The sequence below is a fragment of the Achromobacter sp. ACM02 genome, assembly GCF_014851605.1.
Lineage (GTDB): Bacteria > Pseudomonadota > Gammaproteobacteria > Burkholderiales > Burkholderiaceae_B > Achromobacter > Achromobacter aegrifaciens.
Window position 1 is genome coordinate 918,368 of record NZ_JACUZY010000001.1, and the last position, 13,670, is coordinate 932,037.

Sequence of the window (13,670 nt, forward strand, 5' to 3'; positions counted from 1 at the left end):
TTGCACAGAGGCTAACCATGCAATTCAAGCACCTACTTCAGTACAGCGTCCTGGCCGCCGCCCTGGCTACTGGCGCCGCCCAGGCCCAGAACGTCGTGCTCTATTCGTCCAACAACACGGAGACGATCGAAACCGCGCTGGACGCGGTGAAGCAGAAGTCGCCGAAATTGAACGTGCAGCCCGTCACCGGCGGCACCGGCACGATGATGAAGCGCATCGAGGCCGAGGCGCAGAATCCGCGCGGCGACCTGTTCTGGAGCGGCGGCTTCGGCACGCTGGGCGCCTACCGCCAGCATCTGCAGCCCTACCGCCCGGCCGACCTGGACAAGATCCCCGCCGAGTTCCGCGGTCCGGACGATCTGTGGGTGGGCACCAACGTGCACGTCATGGTGATGATGGTCAACGAGCGCCAGCTCAAGGGCCTGCCCGCGCCGGCCACCTGGTCCGACCTGATGCAGCCGCAGTGGAAGAACAAGTTCGCCATCACCGACCCGTCCAAGAGCGGCACGGCCTACATGCTGGTGTATGGCCTCTTCAAGCAATTCGGCCAGGAAGGCCTGGACAAGATCGCCGCCAACGCGGTGGTCACGGCATCGTCCGGCACCACCTACAAGGGCGTGGCCGCGGGAGAGTATGCCGTGGGCATGACCCTGGAGTACGCCGCGCAGGAATACGTGGCCGGCGGCCAGAAGGAAATCAAGCTGGTCTACCCGACCGAGGGCAGCTACCTGGCGCCGGAAGGCATGTTCATCATCAAGGGCGCGAAGAACATGGACGCGGCCAAGGCCTTGTATGACGGCCTGTTGAGCAAGGAGTCGCAGGAAGCGCAACTGGTGAAGAACTTCCGCCGCCCGACGCGCACGGACGTGGCCGTGGCCAGCCTGACCACCCTGCCCGACCTGAAGACCATCAAGATCTTCCCGGTCAGCCAGGATGCCGCGGCGAAGGAGTATGAGGCGGTGGTCGCCGCCTGGAACCAGGCGGTCGCGAAATCCAAGTAAGAGGGTAAGGCCCTCACGCCGCGCCCCTCCGGGGCTCGCAGCCCCCCCCCGAGGGGCTGGTCCAACTTGGAAGCCCGGCGGTGGGGCCGGCGGCATCAGGCGCCGTTGACCATCCGCCCCGCCGCCAGCACCAGCTGACGCCCGCAACGGGCGGCCAGCTGCGGATCGTGGGTCACCAGCACCAGCGTGGTGCCGTGCTCGCGGTGCAGGTCGAACATCAGGTCGATGACCGTCACCCCTGTGGCGGCGTCCAGGCTGCCGGTGGGCTCGTCCGCGAACAGCAGGTCCGGCTGCACCACGAAGGCGCGCGCCAGCGACACGCGTTGCTGCTCGCCGCCCGACAGGGTGCGCGGGTAGTGATGCAGGCGCTTGCCCAGCCCCACCCGCTCCAACATGGCCTGCGCCGCGTCCCGCGCCGATTGCCCGGCCAGCTCCAACGGCAGCATCACGTTTTCCAGCGCCGTCAGGTTGGGCAGCAGCTGGAATGACTGGAATACGAAACCCACATGATTGGCCCGCAAACGCGCGCGGCCGTCCTCGTCCAGCGAGAACAGGTCCTGCCCGGCCAGGCGCACGCTGCCCGCGCTGGGAACATCCAGGCCGGCCAGCAGTCCCAACAAGGTGGACTTGCCCGACCCCGAACTGCCGGTGATGGCCACGGCGCTGCCCGCCTCGACCGTAAAATCTATACCTTCCAGGATGGAGAGCGTGCCGCCGGCATCGGCCACCTGCTTGCCCAGCCCTTTCACCTCGATCGAATTCTTGTTATCCATGCGCCTATTTTCCCGTCTGCTACTCATGACCGCCATGGCGACCGCCGTCGTGGCGCCCGCCCACGCTCAGACCGCCGCCGCGGCCCAGGGTTCCGCGCCCCGCACGGTGTTGGTCCTGGGCGACAGCCTGTCGGCCGAATACGGCATCAAGCGCGGCACCGGTTGGGTGCCCCTACTTTCGGCCCGCGTAGCGGAACAATACCCCAAGTACCAGGTCGTCAATGCCAGCATCAGCGGCGACACGACCAGCGGCGGCGTGGCCCGCCTGCCCGCGCTGCTGCGCCAGCATGCGCCGGCCGTGGTGGTGCTGGAGCTGGGCTCGAACGACGCGTTGCGCGGCCTGCCGCTGACCATGACCGAGCAGAACCTGCGCACCATGGCCCAGGCCGCCCGCAAGGCCGAGGCGCAGGTCCTGATCGTCGGCATGCAGATTCCGCCGAATTACGGCCGGGATTACACCCAGCGCTTCGCGCAGGTGTTCCCAACGGTCGCCAAAGACGAAAACGCCCGGCTCGTGCCCTTCCTGATGGAAGGTATCGCAACGAACCGGGCGATGTTCCAGGCTGACGGCATCCATCCGAACGAGGATGCCCAGCCTTTGCTACTGGACAACGTGTGGCCGACGCTGCGGCCACTGTTGAACTGATCCTGGGCTGATCAGCCGGCTGCCGGCTGATCGCCGCGGATGACGGCGGCGGCGGCGGGCAGCACCTGCACCTTGTACTCTTCGCGCAGCATGCGCAGCATGGCTTCGTTTTCGGCCTGGCCCCAGGCGCCCGACAGCTGCTGCGCCAGGCGCTCCTTGTCGGCCGGATCGACCGTGCCGGCCTCCACCTTCTCCAGGCGCGCCAGCGTGTAGTCCGAACCCGATTGCACGCCGGCGTAGGCCGGCAGCGTGGCGGCGGGCAGGCGCATGACGGCGTCCAGCACCGGACGCGGCAGATCCTTGGGATCCTGGCGCGACACGATCACCGGCGCGCCAAAGCCTTCCGGCGTTGCGGCGGGGTTAGCCTTGTCGGCAGCCAGCGCGGCTTCGCCGGCCTTCTTGGCGGCTTCGGCCGAACGCTCGTCCAGCAGCTTGGCGCGGATGGTGTCCGAGACCTTGTCCAGCGGCGGCACGTGGGACGGCTCGACAGCGGCCACACGCAGGGCCAGCATGGTGTCGGGCGAGAGTTCGATCACGCCGGAGTTCTGCTTTTCACGCAGCACGTCGGGCGAGAACAGCACCTGGCGCACGCGCGGGTTGTCCAGCAGCGCGGCATCGGGGCCGGCGGCGGCCGAGCCCGGACCCGCCTTGTCGGCGGGCAACAAGCCTTCGCGGGTCACGCCGGAAGCGGTACGCAGCTTCAGGCCGACGGCGTCGGCGGCGGGCTGCAGGCTGTCGCGCTGGTCATAGACCTGCTTGTTCAACTGGCTGGCCATTTCCGAGAAGCGCACGGCGGCGAGCTGCTTGCGGACTTCGGCGGTGATCTGGTCCTTGACCTCGGCCAGCGGCTTGATGGCGGCGGGCTGGATTTCGGTGACCTTGACCACGTGCAGGCCGGACGGGGTTTCGATCACGCCGGACACCTGGTCCTTGGCCTGGCCGAAAATCGCCTTTTCCAGCGGACCGGTCAACATGCCGGGCGCGAGCCAGCCCAGATCGCCGCCATTGGTCGCCGAACCCGCGTCCTGCGAGTTCTTGCGGGCCAGTTCGGCGAATTGCGCCGGATCGGCGGCGGCCTGCTTGGCGAGGTCCTCGGCCTTGGCACGGGCGGCCTTGCGGGCGTCTTCCGACGCGCCAGGCGCCAGGTTGATCATGATGTGGCTGGCGCGGCGGCGTTCGGGCTGGCCGAAGCGGTTCTTGTTCTGCTCGTAGTAGGACGCGAGGTCCTCGTCCTTGACCTGCACGCCTTGCGTGGCGGCGGCCTCGTCCAGCACCAGGTACTGGACCTGGACCTGTTCGGGAATCTGCAGTTGCTGCTTGTTGGCGTCGTACCAGGCCTGGATGTCGGCCGGGCTGACGCTGACTTGCGAGCGGTAGTCGGCAGCGGCGAAGCGGCGCAGTTGCACCGTGCGCTGCTGCGTCAACGCCGTTTCCAGCGCGGCCACGACCTCGCCGGGTGCGCGGGCCGACTGGCCCACGGGCTCCAGCACGCGCGCGACCGCCAGATCGCGGCGCAGGCCGGCTTCGAACGAGGTCGGCGACATGCCTTGCGCAGCCAGCACCTGGCGATAGCGCTCGGGCGAGAAGCGGCCATTGTCCTGGACTTCCGGAATCGCGGCGATGGTGTTGCGCAGCGTTTCGTCGGACACCGAGAAACGGTTGTCGACGGCAACGTTGGCCAGCAGGCGCTGGTTGATCAACTGATTGAGCAAGCCTTCGCGCAGCGCCGGCGTGTCGATGACGGCCGGATCGAACTGGGCGCCCAGGCGCTGGCGGAACTGCTCCAGCTGGTTGCGGTGCGCCTGATCGAACTCGGCCCGCGACACGGGTTGGCCATTGACCGTGGCCAATTCAGGCTCGGCGCGCATGAAGCTGTCATAGCCTTGAATACCGACCAGGAAGAAGGACGGCACAATCAGAAGCAGCAGGATGAACTGCATCCAGCGCCGATGGCTGCGAATAAATTCGAACATGGAATCCCTGTTGCCGCACCCCGGGCGCAAGCCCAAAGCCGCAAGAAAACGCATAAAAAAAGGCGAACCAGATTCGCCCTGTTCCCATACCGGTCAATACCGGATCAGCGGGCGGATTTTACCATTTCTCATTCGCCGCGCAGCCCAGGAATCTTTCGAATGTCATCCGAGCCTGCCCCCGGGCTCAAACGGCACGAAACCGGGGACCGAGTCAACCCGGGGAACCACCATTTCCAGCCCCTTGCGGCCCTCGTATCGTGGCCTGTCAGGGTAAGCCCGCATTACCCGACGCCGCCCCCGAAGGATGCGGCCCCTTCCACGCACGCTCAGAGGTACACACTGATGCCGTACACATCTCCCCGCCTGCAACTCCTGCGCACCTGCATCGCCCTGGCCTTCGTCGGCGGCGCCCCCGCCGCGCTGGCCGCGCCCGTCGCCGCCGTCCACGAAGCCGCGCAAGCCCAGCAGCAAGGCATGCTGGACACCATGCGCGACCTGGTCGGCATCGAGTCGGGCAGCAAGGACGTCGAGGGCGTGGAGCGCATCGCCGTCCTGATCCGCGACCGGCTCAAGGCGCTGGGCGGAACGGTAGAGATCATCCAGCCAACCGACGTGTTCCGCCTGAACGACACGCCAGAGAAGGTCGGCCCCATGGTCCATGCCGAATTCAAGGGTAAAGGCCAGAAGAAGATCATGCTGATCGCCCACATGGACACCGTCTACCGCAACGGCATGCTCAAGGACCAGCCCTTCCGCATCGACGGCGACAAGGCCTATGGCCTGGGCATCGCCGACGACAAGCATGGCGTGGCCGCCATCATCCATACCTTGACCCTGCTGCAGAAGCTGGGATTCGAGGACTACGGCACCATTACCGTGCTGATCAACGGCGACGAGGAAATCAGCTCGCCCGGCGCGCGCAGCACCATTACCCGCCTGGGCGCCGACCAGGATGCGGTGTTCTCGTTCGAAGGCGGCGGCGCGCAAGCGCGCCTGACGCTGGCCACCAGCGGCATCGGCGCGGCCTACCTGACCGTGCAGGGCAAGACCTCGCATGCGGGCGCGCGGCCCGAAGGCGGCGTCAACGCGCTGTATGAGTTGGCCCACCAGGTGCTGCAGCTGGACAAGCTGTCCAAGCCCGAGGAAGGCTTGAAGCTGAACTGGACCGTGGCCCAGGCCGGCACCAACCGCAACGTCATTCCGGGCCAGGCCACCGCCCAGGCGGACGCGCGCGCCCTGCGCGTCTCCGATTTCGATGCGCTGTCGCGCACGCTGGAAGAACGCATACAGAAGAAGCTGCTGCCCGAATCCAAGGTCAGCGTGAAGTTCGAAGTGCGCCGCCCGCCCTTGGAAGCCACGCCGGCCTCGCGCGCCCTGGCCCAACACGGCGTGCAGATCTACAAAGAGCTGGACTTGCCGATGACGGTCGTGGACCGCGCCAGCGGCGGCGGCACCGACGCCGCTTTTGCCGCCTTGAAGGCGCGCGGCCCGGTAATCGAAGGCATGGGCCTGAGCGGCTTTGGCGCGCATTCCAACGACGCCGAGTACATCCAGATCAACAGCATCGTGCCGCGCCTGTACCTCGCCGCGCGGATGATCATGGACGTGTCGCAGGACAAGGCGCCCATGAAATAGCCCTGGAGACCTGCCGCGGCGTTCCCGCGCGCCGCGGCAGGCGCAGAACGGGCGTGCAGAAGGAGTATCCTTGCAACCCTGACCAAAAGAACCCGAAGCAACACCCCAAATGAGCGCAAAACTCCCCTCCTGGCCCTACTCCCGTTACATCGCGCATCGCGGCGGCGGCCGTCTGGCCCCGGAGAACACCCTGGCCGCCATGCGCGTAGGCGCCGAGCACGGCTTCACGATGTTCGAATACGACGTCAAGCTGAGCAGCGACAACGTGCTGGTGCTGATGCACGACGACGACGTGGACCGCACCTCCAACGGCCGCGGACCCGCCGCTGCCAAGACCTACGCCGAGCTTGCCCAGCTGGATTTCGGCAGCTGGCATTCCGCCGCCTACGCGGGCGAGCCGCTGCCCACCTTCGCCGCCGTCGCCCGCTACACGGTGGCCAACGGCATCGCCAGCAACGTCGAGATCAAGCCCTGCCCGGGCCGCGAGGCCGAGACCGGCCGCGCCGTGGCGCTGGCCGCGCGCCAGCTGTGGCAAGGCGCGGCCGAAGCGCCGCTCCTGTCCTCGTTCGCGGAAGCAGCGCTGCAGGCCGCGCTGGAAACGGCCCCCGAATTGCCTCGCGCGCTGCTGGTGGAGAAGGTACCCGCCGACTGGCGCGAACGCCTGGCCAAGTACGAGTGCGTGGCCCTGAACATCAATCAGAAGGACGCCACCCGTGGGCTGATCGATGCCGTGCATGCCGCCGGCTACCGTATCGCCGCCTGGACCGTCAACGACCCGGAGCGCGCCCGCCTGCTGCTCGACTGGGGCATCGACGGCATTTTCACCGACGAGCTGGCCGCGATCCGGCCCGCCGCCTGAGGCAGAACGCCCGTGTTCAGTTACCGCCACGCCTTTCACGCCGGCAACCACGCCGACGTACTCAAGCACGCCATCCTGATCCACACCCTGGATTACTTCAACAAGAAAGACGCGCCCTACTGGGTCGTCGATACCCACGCCGGCGCCGGGCTCTACAGCCTGGATAGCGATTGGGCCGCCAAGACCTCCGAGTTCGCCGACGGCATCGGCCGCCTGTGGGAAGCCGAGGACCTGCCGCCCATCCTGGCCGACTACGTCGCCCGGATCCGCGGCTACAACACCAACGGCCGCCTCAGGCGCTATCCGGGCTCGCCGTGGCTGGCGCTGGACGCGCTGCGTCCGTCCGACCGGCTGCGCCTATTCGAAATGCACCCTACCGAGATCGACACGCTGGTCGGCAACCTGGAACACCAGGGCCGCGCCGCGCAACGCCAGACCACGATCTACGGCGACGACGGTTTTGAAGGCGTCAAGGCGCTGCTGCCGCCGCCCACGCGCCGCGGCATGGTGCTGATCGACCCCTCGTACGAAGACAAGAACGACTATCGCCGCACGCTCAACGCGGTCAAGGAATGCGTCAAGCGCTTCGCCACCGGCACCTACGCCGTCTGGTACCCGCTGGTCCAGCGCCGCGAAGCCAATGAAATGGCGCGCCACCTGGAGAACCTGAAGGTCAAGAGCTGGCTGCACGCGACCTTGACGGTCAAGAAAGCAGCCATCGACGGCTACGGCCTGCACGGCAGCGGCATGTTCCTGATCAATCCGCCCTGGACGCTGCACGACGCCTTGAAGCAAGCCATGCCGTATCTGGCCCGCACGCTGGGACAGGACGAGCGCGCCGGCTTCACGCTGCAGTTCCGCGAGAATCCGTTCCCGGTGCCAAAGAAGCAGTCGGACGATTGATCCGATACGAAAAGCGAAAAGGCCACGATGTTTCGTGGCCTTTTTGCTGGTGTCGCGGATCGCGCTGGCGTTCAAGCCAGTTCATTCTCCGGAGCTTCCCGCCGCAGCGCCTCCTGCGCCCGGGCCAGCTTGGCCGCCGCGTCGCGCAAGGCAGTGCGCAGGCCTTCCTCGATCACGGGGTGATAGAACGGCATTTCCAGCATGCGCGCCACGGTCAGCTCCTGCTGCACGGCCCAGGCCAGCAGGTGGCCGATGTGCTCGGCGCTGGGGCCGACCATCTCGGCGCCCAGGAAACGGCCCGTTTCGATGTCCGCATAGACATGCAGCATGCCGCGGTTCTTCAGCATGACCCGCGAACGGCCCTGGTCGCAGAAGTCCACCTCGCCCGTCACGAAGGTGCCCGGCACCAGCCGTGCGTGGCCCTGCCCGGCCATGGCGATCTGCGGGTCCGAGAACACCACGGCCAACGGCGCGCGGCGCAGGCCCTTGCGCACTTCGGGATAGCGCGCCGCGTTCTCGCCCGCGATGCGGCCTTCGTCGGCGGCTTCGTGCAGCAGCGGCGCGTCGGCGTTGGCATCGCCCGCGATGAAGATAGGCGCATCGCCCGTCTGCATGGTTTCGCGGTCGAACAACGGCACGCCGTGTTTGTCCAATTGCAGCGAGGTGTTTTCCAGCGCCAGCCCGTCCACGTTGGCGCGGCGGCCCGTGGCCACCAGCGCGTAGTCGAAGCGTTCGGTGCGCTCGGTGTTGTCCAGCGTCACGTAGCGCACTTCCACTTCGTCGCCTACGCGGGTGGTTTCAAGCACGCGGGCGTCCGGGTCCAGATAGAACTCGCGCTGGAAGATCTTGCGGGCCGTATTGCGTACTTGCGGATCGCTGATGCCGCCCAGGCTGCCGCTGACGCCGAACACGCGCACTTCCACGCCCAGGCGCGCCAGCGCCTGGCCCAGTTCCAGCCCGATCACGCCAGGACCGAACACGGCCACACGACCAGGCAGATCATCCCAGGCGAACACGTCATCGTTCAGCACCAGACGGTCGCCCAGCGCACGGAACGGCGGCGGCACAGACGGCCGCGAACCGGTGGCGATCACCACGCGGGACGCATGCACTTCGGTGTGCTCGTCCACCTGCAGCACCGTGTCCGACACGAAGCGCGCATAGCCGCGCAGCTTGTCCTCTGCCGGGATGCTTTCCACGCCTTCCAGCACGAAACCGACGAAGCGGTCGCGCTCGCGTTTGACGCGGTCCATCACTTCGGCGCCATCGACCGTGATCTCGCCGCCCACATGCACGCCGAACGGCTCGGTGTGGGCCGCGCTGTGGGCCGCTTCGGCGGCGGCGATCAGCAGCTTTGACGGCATGCAGCCGACGCGGGCGCAGGTCGTGCCGTAGGGACCGCCTTCGATCAGCAGCGCGCGCTGGCCCGCGGCGCGGGCGGCGCGGTAGGCGGCCAGGCCGGCCGTGCCGGCGCCGATGACAGCGATATCGGTATGCAGAGTTTTCATGACTGGGTATCCCCCGATGTGGCGTGGAGCAGGAATTCAAAGGCGGATTCCGCCTTTTTCCGCACCCTATGGACGTGGACAGTCCCGCAGCGCCCGCCGGGGGCCGCGCACAAAGATGCGTAAAAAGGGAAACTCGTGAAGGGTGCAGCAGGCGGCGAACCGCCCTGCTGCCCGGCCCCGGGGCGAACCCGGGACCGGTAGCGTTGCAGACGCTTAGGCGAAGTGCGCCTTCAGGTCTTCCAGGCCGCCGATCAGCGCGCCATTGATGAACACCTGCGGGGCGGTGCCCTTGCCCGAGACAGCGCCGATCACGCGGCCACGGACCTTGTTTTCCAGCGGGATCTCGATCGGGGCGTAGCCCTTGGCATCCAGCAGCGCCTTGGCTTCCACGCAGAACGGGCAGCCCGGCTTGGAGAACACGACCACCTGGTCGGGCTTCTTGGCCGACGGGGCGAAGTGCGCCAGCATGGTGTCGGCGTCCGACACTTCAAACGGGTCGCCTTCCTTTTCCGGCTCGATGAACATCTTCTGGACCACGCCGTCCTTGACCAGCATGGAATAGCGCCAGCTGCGCTTGCCGAAGCCCAGGTCGCTCTTGTCGACCAGCATGCCCATGCCTTCGGTGAACTCGCCGTTGCCGTCGGGCAGCAGCGTGATGTTGGCCGATTCCTGGTCCTTGGCCCATTCGTTCATGACGAAGGTGTCATTGACCGACACGCAGACGATGCTGTCCACGCCGGCGGCGAAGAAGGCGGGAGCCAGTTCGTTGTAACGCGGCAGGTGGGTCGACGAGCAGGTCGGCGTGAAGGCGCCGGGCAGGGAAAAGACCACGACGGTCTTGTTCTTGAACAGGTCGTCGGACGTCACCTTCTTCCAGGTGTTGTCCTCACGGACCGGGAACGTTACGTTCGGAACACGTTGGCCTTCGCGGTTTTGCAGCATTCAAATCTCTCCTTGGGGTAGCGGGGTTGTTTGATTAACCACCATGGAAAGAATGATAAATCCTTACTATCAATTATTCAAATTTAATAAATTCAATGAATCGATAGATTTTAGCAATGAATAAATAACCAGCGCGAGACCGGATCTATCATAGCCCGGCCTCGCGCCTGGAGGAATTACACCGGCTGCGGCTGGTAGCCGGCGTCGCGGATCGCGTCTTCGATCTTGTCGGCGTCATCGGCCCCGGTCACGGTCACGCGGTGCGTGGGCAGATCGATCGTGACAGTCGCGCCCGGAGCCGCCTGGGCCACCGCGGCCGTAATGGTCTTGGCGCAATGGCCGCAGGTCATGTCAGCCACTTGGAACTCGATGCTCATAGTTATCTCCATAGGATTCAAGGGCGATGGACTACGTTTCGTCCACCATGGAAAGCAGCTTAAACCTTCCCATGATGGAAAGGTCAAGCGTAGAATCGCACTCAGGCTACACAGGAGCACAGCAATGAATATCGGCGAGGCATCCAGGAGTTCCGGCATTTCCGCCAAGATGATCCGCTACTACGAAAGCATCGGCCTCATCAGCCCCGCCGGACGCACGGATTCAGGCTACCGCGTGTACAGCGAACACGATCTGCATACGCTGCACTTCGTGCGCCGCGCGCGCGACCTGGGTTTTTCGGTGGAACAGATGAATGAGTTGCTGGCGCTGTGGAAGGACCGCAGCCGCGCCAGCGCCGACGTCAAGCGCATCGCGCTGGAACACGTGCAGGAACTGGAGCGCAAGGCCGAGGCGCTGCGCGACATGGCGGCCACCTTGAAGCATCTGGCCGAACACTGCCAGGGCAATGACAGGCCGGACTGCCCGATACTGGAAGGCCTGGGCTGCAAGCACTGAAACGGCCCAGGCCCTTCCCGCGGCGTCAGTCCTGCGCTTCGGCCGCGACCTTGGCGTGATAGGCGTCGGTGGCGGCCTGCTTGGCGGCCGCCTTCTCGGCGGCGGCCGCGGCCTTGGCTTCTTCCGCGGCTGCCGCTTCGGCCGCCGCCTGAATGGCGCGCTGGCGGGCGCGTTCCCGCACGACCTGGATACCTTCGGCATCCAGCGATTCGAACACCGCAATGGACTCCACATGGCCCGTGTGCGGGAACATGTTGATCACGCCCGCGCTCTTCAACACATAGCCGCCTTCATGCACCATGATGGCCGCATCGCGCGCCAGCGTGGCCGGGTTACAGGACACGTAGACGATGCGCACGGGGCGCTCGTGCGCCTCCAACAGCGACAGGGCCTGCGCCACGGCATGCGCGCCTTCGCGCGGCGGATCGATCAGCATGCGGTCGAAGTAGCCCAGGCCGCGCAGCCATTCCACGTCCACCTCGAACAGGTTCAGGGTGGCGAAGCTGGTGCGATCGCCCAGGCCGTGGCGCGATGCCGCGTCGAAAGCGCGGTCGGTCAGCGCCTTGCTGCCTTCCACGCCCACGGCTTCCCTGCCCTGCGTCGCCAGCGGCAGCGTGAAGTTGCCCAGCCCGCAGAACAGATCCGCCACGCGGTCGGTAGGCTGCACCTCCAGTAGTTTCAGCGCGCGCGACACCATCGCACGGTTGATGGCGTGATTGACCTGCGTGAAATCGGTGGGCCGGTACGGCATGCGCAGGCCGAATTCCGGCATGGTGTAGGCCAGCGTGTCGCCGTGCTCGCGCTCCAGCGGGTGCACGGTTTCCGGACCCTTGGACTGCAGCCACCATTGCACGTTGTGCTTGGCGGCGAAGGCGCGCAGGATGGCGATGTCGCCATCGGTCAGCGGCAGCAGATGGCGCAGCACCAGGGCGGTCACGCCCTCGCCCAGCGACACTTCGATCTGCGGCATGCGGTCCGGCGCGGACATGGAACCGATCATTTCGCGCAAAGGAATCAGCAGGTCGCTGACGTGGCGCGGCAGCACATGGCATTCGCGCATGTCGGCCACATAGCTGCTCTTGCGCTCATGGAAACCAACCAGCACGCCGCCCTTCTTGGGCACCACGCGCACCGACAGGCGGGCGCGGTAGCGGTAGCCCCAGGTCGGGCCTTGCAGCGGCGCCAGGATGCGCGCGGGACGCAGCTTGCCGACGTGCCAGAAGGTGTCTTCCAGCGAACGTTGCTTGATGGCGACCTGCGTGCTGGGTTCCAGGTGCTGCATGGCACAGCCGCCACAGACGCCGAAATGCGGGCAGCGCGGCGCCACGCGCTGCGACGAGGGCCGCAGCACCTCGTCCACGCGCGCAATCTCGTAGGACGGCTTGCGGCGCAGCGTAACCGTGGTGACCCGTTCGCCCGGCAAGGCGCCTTCCACGAAGACGACCTTCCCGTCGCGGCGGGCGATACCCCTGGCTTCCAGGTCCAGGGATTCAATACTCAAAACGTCAGACATCTCACGCAGTCCAGAAGAATTACACGCAACCTTCTATTGTAGAAGGACTGCGGCCAATCCTGGAAATGGCGATGTGGGGCCGGAACGGTCTCCCGATGAAAAAAGGGCTTGCCCCGGACGGCGGTCACCGCCAATCGTCGGCAAGCCCGAAAGCCGGCGCTGCCAGGCGCCGCCACGGATATCGGTCAGAAGGAACGCGCCACCGAGAAGACGGCGCCCAGGCGGCCCGAAGGATGGCCGTACTTGGTCGGCAGCCAGTTGTCCTTGGTCGCCCCCACGGCGGCCAGGCCCAGGATCCAGCCCTTCAGGTCCTTGGTCACGCCGAGCTTGTAGTCGACGTAATGGCCGATGGAGTCGCCGTCCATATTGGTCTGGTTCTTGAGCTTCTGGTAGCCCAGGTGGCCGACCAGGCCCCAGCCGTCGCCCAGGTCGAAGTTGGCCGTGCCGTCCAGGTACCAGGTGCCCTTGCTGTCTGGCGTGCTGAAGAAGTCGCTGGGCGTATAGGAGTACTTGAGGCTGTAGTTGCCGTAGGACGCGCCCAGATAGAGGTCGGTGTTGTTGTAGTTGCCGCCCTTCGGCGAGCTGGAGCCCGGGTAGTAATAATGCAGCACGCCCGCATCCAGCGTGAAGCCGCCGCCCACGTCGCCCTTCCAGCCGCCGTAGAAATCCATTTCCAGGTTGCCGTCGGTGAACACGAAATCGGAAACATTGGAGTTCCAGTTGCCCAGATAGAAGCCGGAACTGTGGGTCAGGTCGAAGCCCAGCTGCACGGCGGGCCGGAAGTCGGTCTGCGAGTAGCCGCGGAAACGGTAGTCGCTGACGATGGCGGCGTTGCCGCTGAGCGAAAATCCGCCGCCCAGGTCGGTGGGTTCGGCCTGCGCCGTCGCGGTGAAACAAGCGGCGAGCGCAAAGGGCACGGCTAGCAACGTCTTCTTCATGGTGCGGAGTCCTGATCGGATTTGTCGAGTAGGTAGATGGCCGAGGCGCATCACTAGGACCGGCGGTGCAGCGTTTGAAACCGGT

13 protein-coding genes are annotated in these 13,670 nt (G+C 66.1%); 6 read left to right on the forward strand and 7 right to left on the reverse strand.

The window, feature by feature from the left end; translation table 11 throughout:
• Positions 1–17: 17 nt before the first annotated feature.
• Complete coding sequence (locus IB258_RS04180) at positions 18–1,001, forward strand: ABC transporter substrate-binding protein (RefSeq protein WP_054454008.1); 984 nt, start codon at positions 18–20, stop codon at positions 999–1,001.
• A gap of 95 nt (positions 1,002–1,096) precedes the next feature.
• Here IB258_RS04180 and IB258_RS04185 read toward each other — a convergent pair whose 3' ends face one another.
• Positions 1,097–1,774, reverse strand: coding sequence for an ABC transporter ATP-binding protein (locus IB258_RS04185; RefSeq protein ID WP_054454006.1), 678 nt, complete (start codon positions 1,772–1,774; stop codon positions 1,097–1,099).
• Between IB258_RS04185 and IB258_RS04190 the strand changes: the two genes are divergently transcribed.
• Positions 1,773–2,420, forward strand: a complete 648-nt coding sequence (locus IB258_RS04190; RefSeq protein ID WP_054454005.1) for an arylesterase — start codon at positions 1,773–1,775, stop codon at positions 2,418–2,420. The two genes, IB258_RS04185 and IB258_RS04190, sit on opposite strands and share 2 nt — an antisense overlap.
• An 11-nt stretch (positions 2,421–2,431) precedes the next feature.
• Here IB258_RS04190 and IB258_RS04195 read toward each other — a convergent pair whose 3' ends face one another.
• Positions 2,432–4,393 carry a SurA N-terminal domain-containing protein gene (locus IB258_RS04195; protein ID WP_192352181.1) on the reverse strand — a complete coding sequence of 654 codons (1,962 nt, stop codon included), beginning with the start codon at positions 4,391–4,393 and terminating at the stop codon, positions 2,432–2,434.
• A gap of 342 nt (positions 4,394–4,735) precedes the next feature.
• On the opposite strand from IB258_RS04195, the gene IB258_RS04200 reads away from it, so the two are divergent.
• The 3 genes from IB258_RS04200 (at position 4,736) to IB258_RS04210 (ending at position 7,790) form a co-directional block, all read left to right on the forward strand.
• On the forward strand, positions 4,736–6,028 hold the full coding sequence (locus IB258_RS04200; protein ID WP_192352182.1) for a M20/M25/M40 family metallo-hydrolase: 1,293 nt from the start codon (positions 4,736–4,738) through the stop codon (positions 6,026–6,028).
• A gap of 109 nt (positions 6,029–6,137) precedes the next feature.
• Entirely contained in the window at positions 6,138–6,887 is a 750-nt protein-coding gene (ugpQ, locus tag IB258_RS04205) for a glycerophosphodiester phosphodiesterase (RefSeq protein ID WP_192352183.1), read from the forward strand.
• A 12-nt stretch (positions 6,888–6,899) separates the two neighbouring features.
• Positions 6,900–7,790 carry a 23S rRNA (adenine(2030)-N(6))-methyltransferase RlmJ gene (locus IB258_RS04210; RefSeq protein WP_054453997.1) on the forward strand — a complete coding sequence of 297 codons (891 nt, stop codon included), beginning with the start codon at positions 6,900–6,902 and terminating at the stop codon, positions 7,788–7,790.
• Positions 7,791–7,861: 71 nt separating this feature from the next.
• On the opposite strand, the gene IB258_RS04215 is transcribed toward IB258_RS04210, so the two are convergent.
• From IB258_RS04215 to IB258_RS04225, 3 genes are all read right to left on the reverse strand, one after another.
• Complete coding sequence (locus IB258_RS04215) at positions 7,862–9,298, reverse strand: dihydrolipoyl dehydrogenase (RefSeq protein ID WP_192352184.1); 1,437 nt, start codon at positions 9,296–9,298, stop codon at positions 7,862–7,864.
• A gap of 213 nt (positions 9,299–9,511) precedes the next feature.
• Positions 9,512–10,240, reverse strand: coding sequence for a glutathione peroxidase (locus IB258_RS04220; RefSeq protein ID WP_054453993.1), 729 nt, complete (start codon positions 10,238–10,240; stop codon positions 9,512–9,514).
• Positions 10,241–10,416: 176 nt separating this feature from the next.
• Positions 10,417–10,617, reverse strand: coding sequence for a heavy-metal-associated domain-containing protein (locus IB258_RS04225; protein ID WP_054453991.1), 201 nt, complete (start codon positions 10,615–10,617; stop codon positions 10,417–10,419).
• A gap of 124 nt (positions 10,618–10,741) precedes the next feature.
• On the opposite strand from IB258_RS04225, the gene cueR reads away from it, so the two are divergent.
• Positions 10,742–11,134, forward strand: a complete 393-nt coding sequence (gene cueR, locus IB258_RS04230) for a Cu(I)-responsive transcriptional regulator (protein ID WP_054453989.1) — start codon at positions 10,742–10,744, stop codon at positions 11,132–11,134.
• Positions 11,135–11,159: 25 nt separating this feature from the next.
• On the opposite strand, the gene rlmD is transcribed toward cueR, so the two are convergent.
• Both rlmD and IB258_RS04240 read right to left on the reverse strand, forming a co-directional pair.
• A complete protein-coding gene (gene rlmD / locus IB258_RS04235) occupies positions 11,160–12,647 on the reverse strand; it encodes a 23S rRNA (uracil(1939)-C(5))-methyltransferase RlmD (RefSeq protein ID WP_054453987.1) in 1,488 nt (495 codons plus the stop codon).
• Positions 12,648–12,832: 185 nt separating this feature from the next.
• Positions 12,833–13,585 carry a TorF family putative porin gene (locus IB258_RS04240; RefSeq protein WP_054453985.1) on the reverse strand — a complete coding sequence of 251 codons (753 nt, stop codon included), beginning with the start codon at positions 13,583–13,585 and terminating at the stop codon, positions 12,833–12,835.
• Positions 13,586–13,670: the final 85 nt, after the last annotated feature.

Coding starts and splice junctions, on each gene's coding strand:
- IB258_RS04180 (WP_054454008.1), top strand. CDS start 18: ATGCAATTCAAGCACCTACTTCAGTACAGCGTCCTGGCCGCCGCCCTG.
- IB258_RS04190 (WP_054454005.1), top strand. CDS start 1,773: ATGCGCCTATTTTCCCGTCTGCTACTCATGACCGCCATGGCGACCGCC.
- IB258_RS04185 (WP_054454006.1), bottom strand. CDS start 1,774: ATGGATAACAAGAATTCGATCGAGGTGAAAGGGCTGGGCAAGCAGGTG.
- IB258_RS04195 (WP_192352181.1), bottom strand. CDS start 4,393: ATGTTCGAATTTATTCGCAGCCATCGGCGCTGGATGCAGTTCATCCTG.
- IB258_RS04200 (WP_192352182.1), top strand. CDS start 4,736: ATGCCGTACACATCTCCCCGCCTGCAACTCCTGCGCACCTGCATCGCC.
- ugpQ (WP_192352183.1), top strand. CDS start 6,138: ATGAGCGCAAAACTCCCCTCCTGGCCCTACTCCCGTTACATCGCGCAT.
- IB258_RS04215 (WP_192352184.1), bottom strand. CDS start 9,298: ATGAAAACTCTGCATACCGATATCGCTGTCATCGGCGCCGGCACGGCC.
- IB258_RS04220 (WP_054453993.1), bottom strand. CDS start 10,240: ATGCTGCAAAACCGCGAAGGCCAACGTGTTCCGAACGTAACGTTCCCG.
- IB258_RS04225 (WP_054453991.1), bottom strand. CDS start 10,617: ATGAGCATCGAGTTCCAAGTGGCTGACATGACCTGCGGCCATTGCGCC.
- cueR (WP_054453989.1), top strand. CDS start 10,742: ATGAATATCGGCGAGGCATCCAGGAGTTCCGGCATTTCCGCCAAGATG.
- rlmD (WP_054453987.1), bottom strand. CDS start 12,647: ATGTCTGACGTTTTGAGTATTGAATCCCTGGACCTGGAAGCCAGGGGT.
- IB258_RS04240 (WP_054453985.1), bottom strand. CDS start 13,585: ATGAAGAAGACGTTGCTAGCCGTGCCCTTTGCGCTCGCCGCTTGTTTC.